This window comes from Actinomycetospora atypica (assembly GCF_042653685.1).
In the GTDB taxonomy this organism is placed as follows: domain Bacteria; phylum Actinomycetota; class Actinomycetes; order Mycobacteriales; family Pseudonocardiaceae; genus Actinomycetospora; species Actinomycetospora atypica.
On the sequence record NZ_JBHSIV010000026.1, the window covers coordinates 1 to 15,478 of the forward strand.

Sequence of the window (15,478 nt, forward strand, 5' to 3'; positions counted from 1 at the left end):
CCGTGCGCGCCTTCACCGCCTGGGCCGCCCGCACCGCCCGCACCGCGACCGACGTGGGCGCCCGCCTCGCCTCGCCGCGGGCCCACCGGACGCTGCCCGCGGTGCTGCGCGCCGACCAGGCCGCCGCGGCCCTCGACAACGCCGCCCTCGGCGCCGCCGAGCTCGACCCGGTCGCCCTGCGCGACCACCTGCTGCTCGAACTGCTCTACGCGACCGGCATCCGCGTCTCCGAGCTCTGCGGTCTCGACGTCGACGACGTCGACGACCACCGCCGCACCCTGCGGGTGCTGGGCAAGGGCGCCAAGGAGCGCACGGTCGTCTACGGCGCCCCGGCGGCGGCCGCGCTCGACGCGTGGCGCACCGGGGGCCGGCCCCACCTCGCGGTCGCGGGTTCACCGCCCGCCCTCCTGCTGGGCGCCCGCGGTGGGCGCCTCGACCCGCGGATCGCCCGCGCCGTCGTCCACGACGCGGCGCGCTCGGTCCCCGGCGCACCCGACATCGCACCGCACGGGTTGCGCCACTCGGCGGCGACCCACCTGCTCGAAGGGGGAGCGGACCTGAGAAGCGTCCAGGAACTGCTGGGGCACGCCTCTCCGGCGACGACCCAGCTGTACACCCACGTGACCGCCGACCGTCTGAGGGCCGTTCATGACGCCGCGCATCCCCGAGCCTGAGCCGTCCCGGTCGCCCACCCTCACGGTGGGGACCGCCGCCCGCGCGCTGCCCGGCGACGGCGGTGCCGTCTTCACGGCGCCCCGCCCGTCGCGGGGAGCCGCGGTGCGCACCAGGCCGACCACCATCCGCTCCGTCTCCGACGGCGGGGTCGCCCCGCCCGACGAGGAGGCGCTCGTCGAGGCGGGCATCGCCGAGATGTGGGCCGACTACGCCGACGCCCCGCACGACAAGGTGGTGCGCGACCGGCTGGTCCTGCACTACGCGCCGCTGGTGAAGTACGTGGCGGGTCGGGTCGGGACCGGGCTGCCGAGCCACGTCGACGTCGCCGACCTCGTCCAGTGCGGCATCTTCGGCCTCGTCGACGCGATCGAGCGCTTCGAGCCCGACCGCGGGCGCAAGTTCGAGGTCTACGCGATGCAGCGCATCCGCGGCGCGATCCTCGACGAGCTGCGCTCCCAGGACTGGGTGCCGCGCTCGGTGCGCTCCCGGGCCCGCGAGATCGAGCGGGCGATCGAGCGCCGCGAGAGCCGCGAGCAGCGGACGTGCAGCGACTCCGAGATCGCCGACGAGCTCGGCATGGGCACCCCCGAGCTGCGGGCCACCTACGGCCAGATCGCGATGACGAGCGTCGCCGCGCTGGACGAGCTGGTGGCCGCGGGCCGCTCGCACGCGGCGGGTGGTGGGTCGGGCGCGCCGTCGCTGGCCGACTCGCTCCCCGACGCCGACGCCGAGGACCCGGTCGCGGCGATGGAGTCGAGCGAGACCCGCCGGCTGCTCGCCGACGCGATCGGCGGCCTCGCCGAGCGCGACCGGACGATCGTCGGGCTCTACTACTTCGAGAACCTGACGCTCGCCGAGATCGGCAAGGTCCTCGGGGTCACCGAGTCGCGGGTCTGCCAGCTGCACACCCGCGCCGTGCTGCGGCTGCGCGCGCGCCTCGCGGAGTCGCACGCCGACTGAGCCGCCCCCGGTGGAGCGAACGGCACTCTCGCGCGCATAGAGGCAGCGGGAGTGCCGTTCGCTCCACGGGGGCCGGGGCCCGTCACCGGACCACCGGCCACAGGCGGGTGCGCCCGAGGCCGACCAGCAGCAGCGGGTCGAGGTAGCGCTCCCGCGCCGGCGCCGCGTCCCGGGCCCAGCGCAGCCCCCAGTGCAGGCACGCCGCCGCGGGGCAGCCCGCGTGCCCGGCGTCGAGGGTGCCGAGCACGGTGCCCCGCGCGACGACGGCCCCGGGCGCGACGACGGCCGCCACCGGCTCGTAGGTGGTGCGCAGCGCGCCGGCATGCACGACCGACACCACGCCGCGGCCCGCCAGCGGCCCCGCCTGCACGACGACGCCCGGGCCGGCCGCGGTGACGGGTGCCCCCGGGGCCGCCACGAGGTCGGCGCCCCGGTGTCCGCGGCCGTAGGGGGTGGGCGGGGGCGTGAAGCGGCGCGCCACGGTGCCCGCCCCGGAGGCGGGCGCGCCGGTCGGCATGCCGCCGAGGGGCCACCCGAACACCCCGACCGGGATCGCGGGCAGCTCGGGCGGGGCGGCGTGCGCGACCGGGGCACCCAGGAGGAGCGCGGCGGTCGTCAGGAAGGTCAGCAGGGTCCTCACGGGGACTCGGACGCACGGGACGCCCGATCGGCTCCCGGCGGACGTCGACCGGTCACGGGGCGTGTGAGGCCTCCGCGTAGACTGCACGTCAGCGGCCTGCCACCGGTGGGTCGACTTCGCGTGCCCCGACGAGCCAGCACGCGGTGGATCCGCTCCGCCGCGTCCGTGCCATCACCCCGCGCACCGAGCGGTCCCTCCCGAGGGATTCGGTCGCGGCCGGGGCACCAGGGCGCCGGACCACCCGGACCGGCGCGGCTCAACCGCACACGAGACAGAGGTTGTACGACCACATGGCCGTCGTCACCATGCGACAGCTGCTGGACTCCGGTGTCCACTTCGGACACCAGACCCGCCGCTGGAACCCCAAGATGCGTCGCTTCATCTTCACCGAGCGCAACGGCATCTACATCATCGACCTGCAGCAGACGCTGTCCTACGTCGACCGCGCCTACGAGTTCGTCAAGCAGACCGTCGCCCACGGCGGCACGGTCCTGTTCATCGGGACGAAGAAGCAGGCGCAGGAGGCCATCGACGAGCAGGCGACCCGGGTCGGGATGCCGTTCGTCAACCAGCGCTGGCTGGGCGGCATGCTCACGAACTTCCAGACGGTGCACAAGCGTCTGACCCGCCTCAAGGAGCTCGAGGCGATGGAGCAGGCCGGGGGCTTCGAGGGTCGCACCAAGAAGGAGATCCTCATGCTCTCCCGGGAGCACGAGAAGCTCGACCGCACCCTCGGCGGTATCCGCGACATGGCCCGCGTCCCGAGCGCGGTCTGGATCGTGGACACCAAGAAGGAGCACATCGCCGTCGGCGAGGCGCGCAAGCTGAACATCCCGGTCGTCGCGATCCTCGACACCAACTGCGACCCCGACGAGGTCGACTACCCGATCCCGGGCAACGACGACGCCATCCGGTCGGCCGCGCTGCTGACCAAGGTCGTCGCCGAGGCGTGCCGCGAGGGCTTCCAGGTCCGCAACCAGCGCCAGAGCGGCAACGAGGCCGAGCCGGCCGCGGACGCCGCGGCCGAGCGCGACTTCGCGCCCGTCGGTGGTGACGGCGCCTCCGCGCCGGAGACGGTGCCCACCAGCACCGCCGTCGACTCGCCCGAGGCCGGCGGGGACGCCCCCGTGGCGAGCCCCGAGGCCGAGGCCGTGGCGTCCGCCGCGGGCGACGAGGTCCAGCCGACCGGCGAGGAGGGCCGTCCGGAGCGCGTCGCGGGCGTGGCCGACTCCGACGGCACCGGCTCGAGCGACGCCGCGATCGACGCGGCCCCGGCCGCCGGCTCGCCCAGCGGCGAGGCATCCACCAGCTGATCCCCTCCCGGGGACGGGCGGGCCCACCCGGCCCGCCCGCCCCCGGGGATCACCCACCCACACCCGAGGGACAGGAACACGATGGCGAACTACACCGCCGCCGACGTGAAGAAGCTCCGCGACGCCACCGGCTCCGGGATGATGGACTGCAAGAAGGCGCTCGAGGAGAACTCGGGCGACTTCGACAAGGCCATCGAGGCCCTCCGCATCAAGGGCGCCAAGGACGTCGGCAAGCGTGCCGGCCGGGCGACGGCCAACGGCATCGTCGCGGCCCGCGACGGCTCGATGATCGAGCTGAACTCGGAGACGGACTTCGTCGCGAAGAACGCGGACTTCATCCAGCTCGGCGAGGACATCCTCGACGTCGCGATCGCCGAGAAGGTCTCCGACGTCGAGGCGCTGAAGGCCGCGAAGCTCGCCGACGGCACCGTCGACGACGCCGTGCAGGCGCTCTCCGCCCGCATCGGCGAGAAGCTCGAGCTGCGTCGCGTGGCCACGCTCGACGGCCCCACCACCACCTACCTGCACCGCCGGTCCTCGGACCTGCCGCCGGCGATCGGCGTGCTCGTCGCCTACACCGGCGACGACGAGGAGGCCGCCCGCAGCGCCGCCATGCAGGTCGCGGCGGCCCGCCCGCTCTACACCACGCGCGAGGAGGTGCCGGCGGACGTCCTCGAGAGCGAGCGTCGCGTCGCCGAGGCCACCGCGCGCGAGGAGGGCAAGCCCGAGAAGATCATCGACCGCATCGTCGAGGGTCGGCTCAACGGCTACTACAAGGACACCGTCCTGCTCGAGCAGGACTCGGTGTCGGTCGACAAGAAGTCGGTCGGCGCGGTGCTGAAGGACGCGGGCGTCGACGTCCGCACCTTCGCCCGCTTCGAGGTCGGCCAGCCCTGATCCGTCCCCGGCCGGGCCCGCGGTGTCACCGCGGGCCCGGCCCGGCTCGGCACGGGGACCCACTGCACGAGGGGAGCGGACGCGAGTGACCGGCCAGGTGACGGACACGTCGGCGCAGGCGGCCGCGGGCTGGTCGCCCGGCCCCGCGCGGCGGGTGCTGCTCAAGCTCGGCGGCGAGATGTTCGGGGGCGGTGGCGTCGGGGTCGACCCGACGGTCGTCCGGACCGTGGCCCGCCAGATCGCCGACGTCGTGAGCACCGGCGTGCAGATCGCCGTCGTCATCGGCGGCGGCAACTTCTTCCGCGGCGAGGAGCTCTCCCGGGCCGGGATGCAGCGCCAGCGCAGCGACTACATGGGCATGCTCGGCACGGTGATGAACTGCCTCGCGCTGCAGGACTTCCTCGAGCGCGAGCACCACATCGACACCCGCGTGCAGACCGCCATCACGATGGGCCAGGTCGCCGAGTCCTACATCCCGCGCCGGGCGATGCGGCACCTGGAGAAGGGCCGCGTGGTCATCTTCGGGGCGGGCGTCGGCATGCCCTACTTCTCCACCGACACCACCGCGGCGCAGCGGGCCCTCGAGATCGAGGCCGAGATCGTGCTGCTGGCCAAGGGCGTCGACGGCGTGTTCACGGCCGACCCGAAGGTCGACCCCACCGCCACGATGTTCGCCGAGATCACGCACCGCGAGGTCCTGGAGAAGGGCCTCAAGGTGGCCGACGCCACCGCGTTCAGTCTGTGCATGGACAACCAGCTGCCCATCATGGTGTTCAACCTCCTCGTCGAGGGCAACATCGCGCGTGCCGTCCGTGGTGAGAGGATCGGCACGCTCGTCCACACGCCGACCGGCTGAGAGGGGAACCCGATGATCGACGAGACGCTCCTCGACGCCGAGGAGAAGATGGAGAAGTCCGTCATCGCCGCCCGTGAGGACCTGCAGGGCGTGCGCACCGGGCGGGCGAGCCCGGCGATGTTCAACCGCATCAACGTCGAGTACTACGGCTCCTGGACCCCGCTGCCCCAGCTGGCGTCCGTGACGGTGTCGGAGGCCCGCATGGCGGTGATCAAGCCCTACGACGCCAGCTCGCTCGGCGTGATGGAGCGCGCGATCCGCGACTCCGACCTCGGGGTGAACCCGTCGAACGACGGCATGATCATCCGGGTCGTCTTCCCGGAGCTCTCCGAGGAGCGGCGCCGCGAGATGGTCAAGGTCGCCCGCAGCAAGGGCGAGGACGCGCGCGTGTCGATCCGCAGCGTCCGCCGGAGCGCGATGACCGAGCTCCAGCGCATCGCGAAGGACGGCGAGGCCGGCGAGGACGAGGTGTCCCGCGCCGAGAAGGACCTCGAGAGCACCACGTCCACCTACGTCGCGAAGATCGACGACATGGTGAAGGCGAAGGAAGCCGAGCTGCTCGCGGTCTGAGCAGGGGATCCGGGGAGGTCGGCGGGTGGCGGAGGACGTGGCTGCGGCATCGGCGTCCTCTCCGGACGGCTCGGCGGGCCGTACCGGGGGGAGACCCTCGCGGGCGGGCCGCAACCTGCCCCTCGCGATCGGCGTGGGGCTCGGGATGGGCGCGGTCATCCTCGTCGCGCTGCTCACCGTGCGGCAGGGCTGGATCGCGATCGTGGCCGTGTCCGCCGCGGTCGGCACGTGGGAGGTCTTCGGGGCGCTGAACCGCGCCGCGGGCATCCGCCTCTCGCGGGTCCCGGTGCTCATCGGCGGCCAGGCGATGATCTGGCTCTCCTGGCCGTTCGGCACCGAGGGCATCCTCGGGTCGCTGCTGGTCACCGTCCTGGGCTGCTTCGTGTGGCGCATGCGGCTCGGCGCGGCCGGCTTCGTGCGCGACGTCGGCGCCTCGATGCTCGTGCTCGTCTGGATCCCGCTGTGCATGGCCTTCGGCGCGATGCTCGTGGTCCCGGCCGACGGCACGGGCCGCGTCCTGACCTTCCTCATCATCGTCATCTGCTCCGACACCGGCGGCTACGCGGCCGGCGTGCTCTTCGGCCGGCACCCGATGGCGCCCAAGGTGAGCCCGAAGAAGTCCTGGGAGGGCCTCGCCGGGTCGATGGTGCTCGGGGCCACCGGGGCGTCGCTGTGCCTGGCGCTGCTGCTCGACGCCCCGTGGTGGTACGGCCTGATCCTCGGCCCGGTGCTCGTGGTCACCGCCGTGATCGGCGACCTCGTCGAGTCGCTGGTCAAGCGCGACCTCGGGATCAAGGACATGGGCCAGACCATCCCCGGCCACGGCGGACTCATGGAGCGGCTCGACTCCCTGGTGACCTCCGCGCCGGTCGCGTGGCTGCTGCTGCTCGTCATGGTCCCCTACGCGAGCTGACCGGCCGTGCTCTTCCCCGGGGTGGCCGAGAGCCCCAACATCTGGCGCTGGCCCGACGTTTACGAGGCCGAGAACGCCGCCCAGGACGCCACGGGCGCGCTGTGGGAGGCGCTCACCTCGGTCGTCGGGCTCACCGGCGACGTCGTCGACGTCGGCTGCGGCGACGGCTACCACCTGCCCCGCTTCGCAACGACCGCCGCGTCGGTCGTGGGGGTCGAGCCGCACCCGCCGCTGGTGGCGCGGGCCCGGCGGCGCTGCGCCGACGAGCCGTCGGTGACCGTGCTGCCCGGCAGCGCCGCGGCGCTCCCGCTGCCCGACTCCTCGGCCGACGTCGTCCACGCCCGCACCGCCTACTTCTTCGGCCCGGGCTGCGAGCCGGGCCTCGCCGAGGCCGAGCGGGTGCTGCGCCCCGGCGGCGCCCTGGTGATCGTCGACCTCGACGCCACCCGGCACTCCTACGGCTCCTGGATGCGCGCCTCCGCCCCGGGCTACGACCCGCGGGCCGCGGAGCGCTTCTTCACCGAGCGCGGGTTCTCCACCCACCGGGTCGACACCCTCTGGCGCTTCCCCGACCGTGCGACCATGTCCGCGGTGCTCCACATCGAGTTCACCGGACCCGTCGCCGACCGGGCCGTCGACGGGACGCCGGGGCTCTCCCTGCCCGTGGCGTACCGGATCCACGTGCGCCGCCACGTGCTGCACGCCACCGGGCGCCTCTCGGGCTGACGTCCCCGCCGGGCCGCCCGCCCCGGCGGGTGGCGCACAATGGAGGGCGTGTCGTTCCCGCAACCCGGCTCCCGACCCGGTGACCCCTACCGCGGTGGCGGCGGTCCCGGCCCGGGGTGGCGCGGCCCGTCCGGCCCGCCCCGTGGCTCCGCCCCGCCCCCGGGTCCGTCCCGTGGCCGCTCCTCCGGGGGCCGCGCGCCCTCCGGGCGATCCGTCCGGATCGACCCGGTGGTCGTCGAGAGCCTCGTCGGGATCGCCTGGCTCACCGTCGGCACGCTCGGCCTCGGGGCCGACGGCGCGGGCACGCTGCTGCTGGCCGTCGGGATCGCCCTCGTCGTCGTGATCTTCGTCGAGAACCGGCGCCGCGGCTCGCACCCGTTCGACGGCCCCCGCTCGGCCGACCTGCTGCGCCTCGCCGCGATCACGGCCGGTGCGATCGTCGTGGCCTCGGTGCTGCTCGGGCTGATCGGGTGGTCCGAGGTCGGACCCGGGGTCGCGGCCGTGGCGACCGGCGGGGCCTTCCTCGCCCTCGCGCGGTCGACCGGCCAGCGCCCCACGCAGTGGCTGGGCATCGCGCTCGCGGCGCTCGGCGTCCTGGCCGTGCTCATCAGCACCCAGGAGGCGTCGGGCTTCGTCTCGCAGGGCCTGCTCGGGCTGGTCAGCGGACTCCTGCTGCTGCTCTCCGCCGCCGACCGCATCGGGATGCTCGAGACGCTGCGGGACCGGTTCCGGTGACCGACCCCGAGAAGCCCGGCCTGCCCGTCCTGTCGATGACGGGCACCGGGTCCCGCCGCACGCGCCCGCCGCGGCACTTCGCCGACATCGCGCCCGACGACCGCAAGGCCGCGGTGACCGAGCTCGGCCTGCCCGGGTTCCGCGCAGACCAGATCGCGCGGCAGTACTTCGCCCGTCTGGAGGCCGACCCGGCCGCCATGACCGACCTGCCCGCCGCGGCCCGCGACACCGCGGCGGCGCTCTTCCCTCCGCTGTTCACCCCGGCGTCGGTGGTCGACGGCGACGGCGGCGCCACCCGCAAGACGCTGTGGCGGGCCGCCGACGGCGCGCTCGTCGAGAGCGTCCTCATGGGCTACTCCGACCGCGCCACCGTCTGCATCTCCAGCCAGGCCGGCTGCGGGATGGCGTGTCCGTTCTGCGCCACCGGCCAGGGCGGGCTGCAGCGGAACATGTCGACCGCGGAGATCGTCGAGCAGGTCCGCTCGGCGGCGGCGTCGGCGCGGGACGGGGAGCTCGGCTCGGGCGTGCCCGCGCGGCTGTCCAACGTGGTGTTCATGGGCATGGGGGAGCCGCTCGCGAACTACCGCCGCGTGATCGACGCCGTGCACCGCATCTGCGACCCCGCGCCGGATGGCCTCGGGATCTCCCAGCGCTCGGTGACGGTGTCCACCGTCGGGCTCGTGCCCGCGATCCACCGCCTCGCCGACGAGGGCCTGCAGGTCACCCTCGCGGTCAGCCTGCACACCCCCGACGACGGGCTGCGCGACACCCTCGTCCCGGTCAACACCCGCTGGCCGGTCCGCGAGGTCCTCGAGGCGGCGCGGCACTACGCCGACGTCACCGGACGCCGGGTGTCGATCGAGTACGCCCTCATCCGCGACGTGAACGACCAGGGCTGGCGGGCCGACATGCTCGCCAAGCTCGCCTCGCACCACCTCGGGCGGCTCGTGCACGTCAACCTCATCCCGCTGAACCCCACCCCGGGGTCGAAGTGGGACGCGAGCCCGCCGCCGGTGCAGGCCGAGTTCGTGCGCCGCGTGCGCAACGGCGGGGTCGCCTGCACCGTCCGCGACACCCGGGGTCGGGAGATCTCGGCGGCGTGCGGACAGCTGGCCGCCACCGGGGGATGATCGCGCGGTGGTGAGCATCCCGGAGGTCCGGTCGTTCGCGCCCCGGGTCACCGGGGGCTCGGCTGACGCCGGGACGGTCGCCTGGACCCGGACGATGCTCGCCGCCTTCCTCGGCCCGCGCCTCGAGCCCGAGCAGTTGGCGCGCGTCGGCGCGGCGTTCGAGGGCATGCGGCTGCGCGGGGTCTACGCCGACCCCGACCCCGCGCCCCTGGCCACGCTGCGGTCCTGGGACGTGCGCCTCAGCGTGCCCGGCGGCGAGGTGACGGCCGACGCGATCACCGGCATCGGGGTCCGCTCCACCCACCGCCGCCGCGGCTTGCTGGGCCGCGTGCTCGTCGAGGACCTGACGGCGGCGGCCCGCGCGGGCTCCCCGGCCGCGGTGCTCACCTCCACCCAGGGCTCGCTCTACGAGCGCTACGGCTTCGGCCTGGCCACCCACACGGCCGCCCTGTCGGTCGACACCGCGCGCGCCCGGTTCCGCGACCCCGAGCCGCGCGGCACCCTCGAGGTGGTCGAGCGGCCCGACGCGGCGATCGCCCTCGCCCGCCCGGTGCACGACCGGGCCCGCCGACGCCACGCCGGCGCGATGGACCGGGTGCCGGCGGTCTGGCAGCAGGTCGTCGTGGGGGCCGCTCCGTGGAACGGCCTGGAGCCCGACCGGCACCGCCAGGTGGTCGTCTGGCGCGACGACGAGGGCCGGCCCGGCGGCTACGTGGTGCACCGCCTCGAGGAGGGCTGGTACGCCACCGGGGCGGCGACCACCGCCGTCGTCGACCTGCAGGCCGCGACGCCGACCGCGTACACCGAGCTGTGGCGCCACCTGTGCTCGCAGGACCTCGTCGGCACCGTGACCTGGGCCGACGCCTCGACCGACGAGCCGCTGCCCTGGCTGTTCACCGACCACCGCGCCGTATCGGTCACCGCGGAGCGCTCCATGCTCTGGCTGCGCGTCCTCGACGTCCCCGCGCTGCTCACCGCCCGCCGCTACCCCGTGCAGGACGCCGTCGTCCTCGAGGTGACCGACCCCCAGGGCCTGGCCCGCGGCCGCTGGCGCCTCGACGCCCACGACCTCCTCGCCCCCGGGGTGGAGGCGACCACGGCGGAGCCCGACGTCGTCCTGCCGGTCGAGGCCCTCGGCTCGGTGGTGCTGGGCGGGGTGGACCCCCGCGTGCTCACCCGGGCGGGCCGGATGGAGGAGCGGTCGGCCGGGGCGGCGGGCCGGCTGGCGCGGCTGCTCGCCGCCCCGAGCGTGCCCTGGAACGGCACCCGCTTCTGAGCCGGACGGGCCCGACCGGGTGTCGGGGCCGTGCTCCCGTCGTCATCCCGCCGTGATGCGACACCATTGACGAACGCCTGTTTTCGGCGTTCATCACCCGATCGGCTCATGCCTGGTCCCCGGGTGTCGCATTGCGGGGCGAGGCGGCGATCAACCCTCTGTCACACCGCAGATGCGGTGCGTAACCAGACAGAGATTCCCAGGAGCAGACACATGCACATCGTCCGCCGTGCCGCGGTTGCCACCGCCATCGTGGCGACGGGCCTGACCGTCTCGGCAGGCATCGCCTCCGCCGACGAGAGCTCCTCCTCGTCCTCCGAGTCGACCACGTCCTCCTCCTCGTCGCAGGACTCCTCCTCGTCCTCCTCCGACTCGCAGGACTCCTCCGACTCGGGGAACGACGAGTCCTCGCGCAGCTCGTCCGACTCCTCGGACGACCGCCAGAGCTCCTCCTCGCGGGAGAGCTCGAGCTCCAGCTCGTCGAGCAGCCGGGTGACGTCGAGCTCCGGCGGCTCCTCGAACCGCATCACCGCCACCAGCGTCACCCGGGGTGGCGGCCTCGGCGACACCACCGGCGGCGACATCACGATCCGCTCGTCGAACACCAGCAACATCGGCAACGGCAACCGCGTCCTGAGCGGCAACAACGTCGCGATCGGCGGGACGATCGTCAACGGCGACACCACGACGATCACCTCGACCACCACCACCGGAACCACCGGGCCGACCGGGCCGACCGGGCCGACCGGGCCCACCGGACCCATCGGGCCGATCGGCACCGCGGGCGTCGTGACGATCCCCGCCGGCGCCTCGGCGGCCGACCTCGGTGCCTCGATCCGCGGCACCCTCGACCAGGTCCGGGCCCAGGCCGACGCTGCCCGGGCGTACGCCGACGCGGTGAGCGCGCTGTTCGGGAACGGCGGGCTGCCGACCTTCCCGGGCACCGGCACCGGGATCCCGACCCTCCCCGGTTTCCCCGACCTCGGCGACCTGCTCGACGACCCGGACTTCCCGTTCAACATCCCGGGTCTCGGCACCATCCCCGGCGGCGGTCTCCCGGGCGGCGGTCTTCCGGGTGGCGGTCTCCCCGGTGGCGGGCTCCCCGGGGACGGTGGCCTCCCCGGTGATGGTGGCCTCCCGGGTGGCGGCGGTCCCGTCCCCGGTGGCGGCGGTCCCGTCCCGACGATCCCCGTCGGCGACCTCGGGGCGATCCTCGACGGTCTGGACCTCGGCGGGCTCGACCTGCAGGGCCTGCTGACCTCGGTGCTCAACTTCGCGGGCATCGAGGGCGTCGGCCAGACCCCGGGAGCGGGGAGCGCCCTGTTCCTCAACGTCGGTGCCCTGCTCGACGCGGTCACCGGTTCCCTCGGGCTGACCGACCCGGTCACCCCGATCTGACCCGCAGTACCCACGGGCCCGACCCGACGCTCTGACGAGCGTCGGGTCGGGCCCGACGCATGTCTGGACCATCCCGGCGCGGACTCCTGCCCCGGCCTCGCCCCTCGGGCTCCCTGCTCGTCGTGTCGGCGCCCCTGGCCGAGCAGGTGCGGGTGCTCGTGCCGAACTCGCCGTGGCCCCGCTCGACCTCGAGTGGGCGCTGAGGGTCGTCGGCGGAGCCCTGAGCGCCCACTCGCCGTCGGGCGACCGACCGAGTGGGCGCTCACGGTCGTCCGGACAGCCGGCAGCGCCCACTCGATGGGGACCGAGCCCCGGATGTCAGCGATGTGCCACCGCGGACGTACGGCGTCAGCGGAGTGCCATCGCTGACACCCCTGCTCCGGGTCCGATCCGAGTCACAGCGACCGAATCGCTGCGTCTGGCTGGTTCCGGCGACGGGGCAGCCGGCGGCGCGAGGCCGACGTCGGACGACGGAACCAGGTCGCAAGGGATAGAGAGGGGCTCGTCGAGCTTCGTCGTCGGCCGACCGGCACGTCAGACGGCCCCGAGCCGGTCCGAGCCTGCCTGACGTACCTCTCGGTCGTCGGCGGCACGGTGGCGTCGGTGCGACCGGCACGTCAGGCAGCCGCCGAACGTCCCGAGCCTGCCCAGTGCGCCTCTCGGCAGGTCGGCCGGCGGGATCAGCCCGGCCGGTGACATCGCCCCGACCCCGCAATGGCTGCATTTCCCGTCCGTGGTCCAGCCCGACGACGCCTGAGGCCGTCCCGTCGCGGGCACCTGCCTCGGCCCGGCCTCCTGTCGGGCTGAAACACAGCGACAGGGCCGCCCCGCAGCCCCGATCTCCCGCGACAGGGCCCCGCGGATGACCGGCGGATCCGCCCGCGGACGGCTCGACCGAACGCGTTCCGTCACCGACTGCTCGTTGCCGACACCTTTCCGCTCGCGATTTCGTCGCGTTGTGGGCGTGACCCGGACGAGATGTCAACGCATTCCTGAACGCCGTTTGCACTCGATGTGTCACCCACACGGATCGTCCGGTTCGCCATCGGGTGGTGTCGTTGGGCCGATCGGGGATTAGCTCTGTGTCACGACGCGACTGCGGGGAGTCGCAACGCAGCGATCCAAGGAGTCGAAAAGAATGAACGCAGCACGCCGCGCGGCCGCGGCCGCCGCGATCGTCGTCACGGGCCTGGGAACGGGCACCGGCATCGCATCCGCGGACTCGGTCAACACGATCACCGCCAGCAACACCACGGTCGGCGGTGGACTCGGGGACACGACCGGCGGGGACATCACGATCACCGCCAGCAACACGAGCAACATCGGGAACGGCAACCGTGTCCTGAGCGGCAACAACGTCGCGCTGTTGGGCGGCACCATCACCAACGGCAACACCACGACGGTCACGAACACGTCGACCACGGGCGCCGGCACCGTCACCATCCCCGCCGCCGGCCTCTCCGCGGCCGACTTCGCGAGCTCCGTGCAGGACGCCATCGACCAGGCCCGGGCCCAGGCGCAGCAGCAGGCGAACGCCGCTCGCGTCTACGCCGAGGCCCTGCGCGACTTCTACCGCAGCGGTGGTCTGGGCGGCTTCCCGAGCTTCCCGAGCCTGCCGGGCACCGGCGGCACCGGCTCCGGCGGCGGGACCGGCACGGGTGGCACCGGCACCGGCACCGCGCCGACCATCGGCGACATCTTCGACTGGATCGACAGCGACGACTTCCCGTTCGGTCCGTTCCCGGGCACGGGTGGCGGCACGGGCGGTGACCTGCCCGGCGACACCGGCGGCACCGGTGGCGGCACGGGCGGTGACCTGCCCGGTGACACCGGCGGCACGGGTGGCGACACCGGTGGTGACCTGCCCGGCGACACCGGCGGTGGTCTGCCCGGCGACACCGGCGGCGGCCTGCCCGGCGACACCGGCGGCGGCCTGCCCGGCGACACCGGTGGCGACACCGGCGGCGACACCGGCGGCGGCCTCCCCGGCCTGCCGGGCGACCTGCCCATCGACCTCGGGCCGGTCCTCGGGGTCGGGGTCGGCAGCGACGGCGACCTGCTCGACGTCGACGTGCTCAGCCCCGATTCGGGCGACGCCTCGGGGTCCGACAGCGACCTCGTGGACGCCGACATCCTGAACAACGGCGGGGGCGACGCCGGGGGCTCGGACAACGACCTCGTCGACGCCGACGTCCTCAACAGCGGCGGGGGCGACGCCGGGGGGTCCGACGACGACCTCGTGGACGCCGACCTGCTGAACGCCGGCGGGGGCTCCAGCTCGGGCGACGACAACGACGTCGTGGACGCCGACGTGCTCGGTGACGACGACTCGGGCAGCGCCTCGGGCGACGACAGCGACGTGGTCGACGCCGACGTGCTGGGCGACGACGACTCGGGCTCCAGCTCGGGTGACGACAACGACGTGGTCGACGCCGACGTGCTCGGCGACGACGACTCGGGCAGCGCCTCGGGCGACGACAACGACGTCGTGGACGCCGACGTGCTGGGCGACGACGACTCGGGCTCCAGCTCGGGCGACGACAACGACGTCGCCGACGTCGACGTGCTGGACGGCGACGACTCGGGCTCCAGCTCGGGCGACGACAACGACGTCGCCGACGTCGACATCGCCTCCGGCGACGACAGCGACTCGGGCAGCGACTCGGGCAGCGACAACGACCTGGTGGACGCCGACCTCCTCTGACGTCCCACCGCACGCCGGGCCCGGTCCCGCTCCTCGTGGAGCGGGGCCGGGCCCGTCGTCGTGCCCGGGGGAGGACACCCCCGGGCCTCACCCGAACAGAGGATCGGTCGTCCGGAGCCGTACCAAGTTCCACAACCCGGCGTTGGACGCAGCGTCACTCCCGGTCGCACTGCGTAGCCGGGTCACGTCGTGCCCAGGGAGTCCCCCGTGTCGCTGTTCCGTCGTGCCGTCGTCAGTGCGGTCGTGCTGGGTGCGGGCCTCGCGTCCACCGCCGGCCTCGCGTCCGCCGCCCCGTCCGTGCCCGGCGTCGACGGCGCCGTGAGCGCCGCCCAGGCGGCCGCGGCGGCCGGGACCGCCGCCGGTCTCGCCGGGGGCCAGGCAGGCCTGGACGCCGGCAACGCCGCCGCGGCGGTCGCGACGACCCTCGCCGGGGTGCCGCTGCCCGGCCTCGACCAGCTCCCGGTGGACGTCTCCGACCTCCCCGGCCTCACCGAGGGCCTCGACGCCATCCCGTCGCCGTCCGACCTCGGCGACCTCGGTGACCTGACCGACCCGACGGCCTTCGCGGACCTGCTCACCGGCTCGCTGCCCACCGCCGAGACCCTCACGGCCGGTCTCCCCGGTCTCGGCGGCGGCCTCCCCGGCGCCCAGGGCTGACCCGACCGCCGCGGGGCGGGACCCGGGC

Annotated in this window: 17 protein-coding genes; 15 read left to right on the top strand and 2 right to left on the bottom strand. The window is 74.4% G+C overall.

All coding sequences use genetic code 11. From position 1 onward, the window contains the following. Together ACFPBZ_RS20945 and ACFPBZ_RS20950 are read left to right on the top strand one after the other, a co-directional pair. The coding region (locus ACFPBZ_RS20945) for a tyrosine-type recombinase/integrase (protein WP_378038047.1) at positions 1-674 on the top strand (674 nt) is incomplete at its 5' end. Beyond that, positions 649-1,635, top strand: coding sequence for a FliA/WhiG family RNA polymerase sigma factor (locus ACFPBZ_RS20950; RefSeq protein ID WP_378038048.1), 987 nt, complete (start codon positions 649-651; stop codon positions 1,633-1,635). The genes ACFPBZ_RS20945 and ACFPBZ_RS20950, both read left to right, overlap by 26 nt. Before the next feature lie 82 nt (positions 1,636-1,717). Here ACFPBZ_RS20950 and ACFPBZ_RS20955 read toward each other — a convergent pair whose 3' ends face one another. Continuing rightward, complete coding sequence (locus ACFPBZ_RS20955) at positions 1,718-2,275, bottom strand: peptidoglycan DD-metalloendopeptidase family protein (protein WP_378038049.1); 558 nt, start codon at positions 2,273-2,275, stop codon at positions 1,718-1,720. A gap of 290 nt (positions 2,276-2,565) precedes the next feature. Here ACFPBZ_RS20955 and rpsB point away from each other — a divergent pair, with 290 nt between their 5' ends. From rpsB to ACFPBZ_RS21000, 9 genes are all read left to right on the top strand, one after another. Next, positions 2,566-3,588 (top strand): 30S ribosomal protein S2, encoded by a 1,023-nt coding sequence (rpsB, locus tag ACFPBZ_RS20960; protein WP_378038050.1) that lies wholly within the window; start codon positions 2,566-2,568, stop codon positions 3,586-3,588. Between the two features lie 81 nt (positions 3,589-3,669). Next, positions 3,670-4,485, top strand: a complete 816-nt coding sequence (tsf, locus tag ACFPBZ_RS20965; protein ID WP_378038051.1) for a translation elongation factor Ts — start codon at positions 3,670-3,672, stop codon at positions 4,483-4,485. 97 nt (positions 4,486-4,582) lie between these two features. Beyond that, positions 4,583-5,341 (top strand): UMP kinase, encoded by a 759-nt coding sequence (gene pyrH, locus ACFPBZ_RS20970; RefSeq protein WP_378038133.1) that lies wholly within the window; start codon positions 4,583-4,585, stop codon positions 5,339-5,341. A gap of 12 nt (positions 5,342-5,353) precedes the next feature. Then, positions 5,354-5,911, top strand: coding sequence for a ribosome recycling factor (gene frr / locus ACFPBZ_RS20975; RefSeq protein ID WP_378038052.1), 558 nt, complete (start codon positions 5,354-5,356; stop codon positions 5,909-5,911). Positions 5,912-5,948: 37 nt separating this feature from the next. Further along, positions 5,949-6,824, top strand: a complete 876-nt coding sequence (locus tag ACFPBZ_RS20980; RefSeq protein ID WP_378038053.1) for a phosphatidate cytidylyltransferase — start codon at positions 5,949-5,951, stop codon at positions 6,822-6,824. Positions 6,825-6,830: 6 nt separating this feature from the next. Beyond that, positions 6,831-7,550: a class I SAM-dependent methyltransferase gene (locus ACFPBZ_RS20985; RefSeq protein WP_378038054.1), complete on the top strand. Its 720-nt coding sequence runs from the start codon at positions 6,831-6,833 to the stop codon at positions 7,548-7,550. 228 nt (positions 7,551-7,778) lie between these two features. Then, positions 7,779-8,285, top strand: coding sequence for a hypothetical protein (locus ACFPBZ_RS20990; RefSeq protein WP_378038055.1), 507 nt, complete (start codon positions 7,779-7,781; stop codon positions 8,283-8,285). A 35-nt stretch (positions 8,286-8,320) separates the two neighbouring features. Continuing rightward, positions 8,321-9,415, top strand: coding sequence for a dual-specificity RNA methyltransferase RlmN (gene rlmN, locus ACFPBZ_RS20995; RefSeq protein ID WP_378038134.1), 1,095 nt, complete (start codon positions 8,321-8,323; stop codon positions 9,413-9,415). Between the two features lie 7 nt (positions 9,416-9,422). Beyond that, complete coding sequence (locus ACFPBZ_RS21000; protein ID WP_378038056.1) at positions 9,423-10,691, top strand: GNAT family N-acetyltransferase; 1,269 nt, start codon at positions 9,423-9,425, stop codon at positions 10,689-10,691. 161 nt (positions 10,692-10,852) lie between these two features. On the opposite strand, the gene ACFPBZ_RS21005 is transcribed toward ACFPBZ_RS21000, so the two are convergent. Continuing rightward, positions 10,853-11,221: a hypothetical protein gene (locus ACFPBZ_RS21005; RefSeq protein ID WP_378038057.1), complete on the bottom strand. Its 369-nt coding sequence runs from the start codon at positions 11,219-11,221 to the stop codon at positions 10,853-10,855. On the opposite strand from ACFPBZ_RS21005, the gene ACFPBZ_RS21010 reads away from it, so the two are divergent. The 4 genes from ACFPBZ_RS21010 to ACFPBZ_RS21025 all read left to right on the top strand — a co-directional run bounded on the left by ACFPBZ_RS21010 (position 11,184) and on the right by ACFPBZ_RS21025 (position 15,450). Next, a complete protein-coding gene (locus ACFPBZ_RS21010) occupies positions 11,184-12,089 on the top strand; it encodes a hypothetical protein (protein WP_378038058.1) in 906 nt (301 codons plus the stop codon). The two genes, ACFPBZ_RS21005 and ACFPBZ_RS21010, sit on opposite strands and share 38 nt — an antisense overlap. A gap of 59 nt (positions 12,090-12,148) precedes the next feature. Then, a complete protein-coding gene (locus tag ACFPBZ_RS21015; protein ID WP_378038059.1) occupies positions 12,149-12,292 on the top strand; it encodes a hypothetical protein in 144 nt (47 codons plus the stop codon). Positions 12,293-13,227: 935 nt separating this feature from the next. Continuing rightward, positions 13,228-14,793: a hypothetical protein gene (locus ACFPBZ_RS21020; RefSeq protein ID WP_378038060.1), complete on the top strand. Its 1,566-nt coding sequence runs from the start codon at positions 13,228-13,230 to the stop codon at positions 14,791-14,793. Between the two features lie 207 nt (positions 14,794-15,000). Further along, positions 15,001-15,450, top strand: coding sequence for a hypothetical protein (locus tag ACFPBZ_RS21025; RefSeq protein WP_378038061.1), 450 nt, complete (start codon positions 15,001-15,003; stop codon positions 15,448-15,450). The last annotated feature ends 28 nt before the right edge of the window (positions 15,451-15,478 follow it).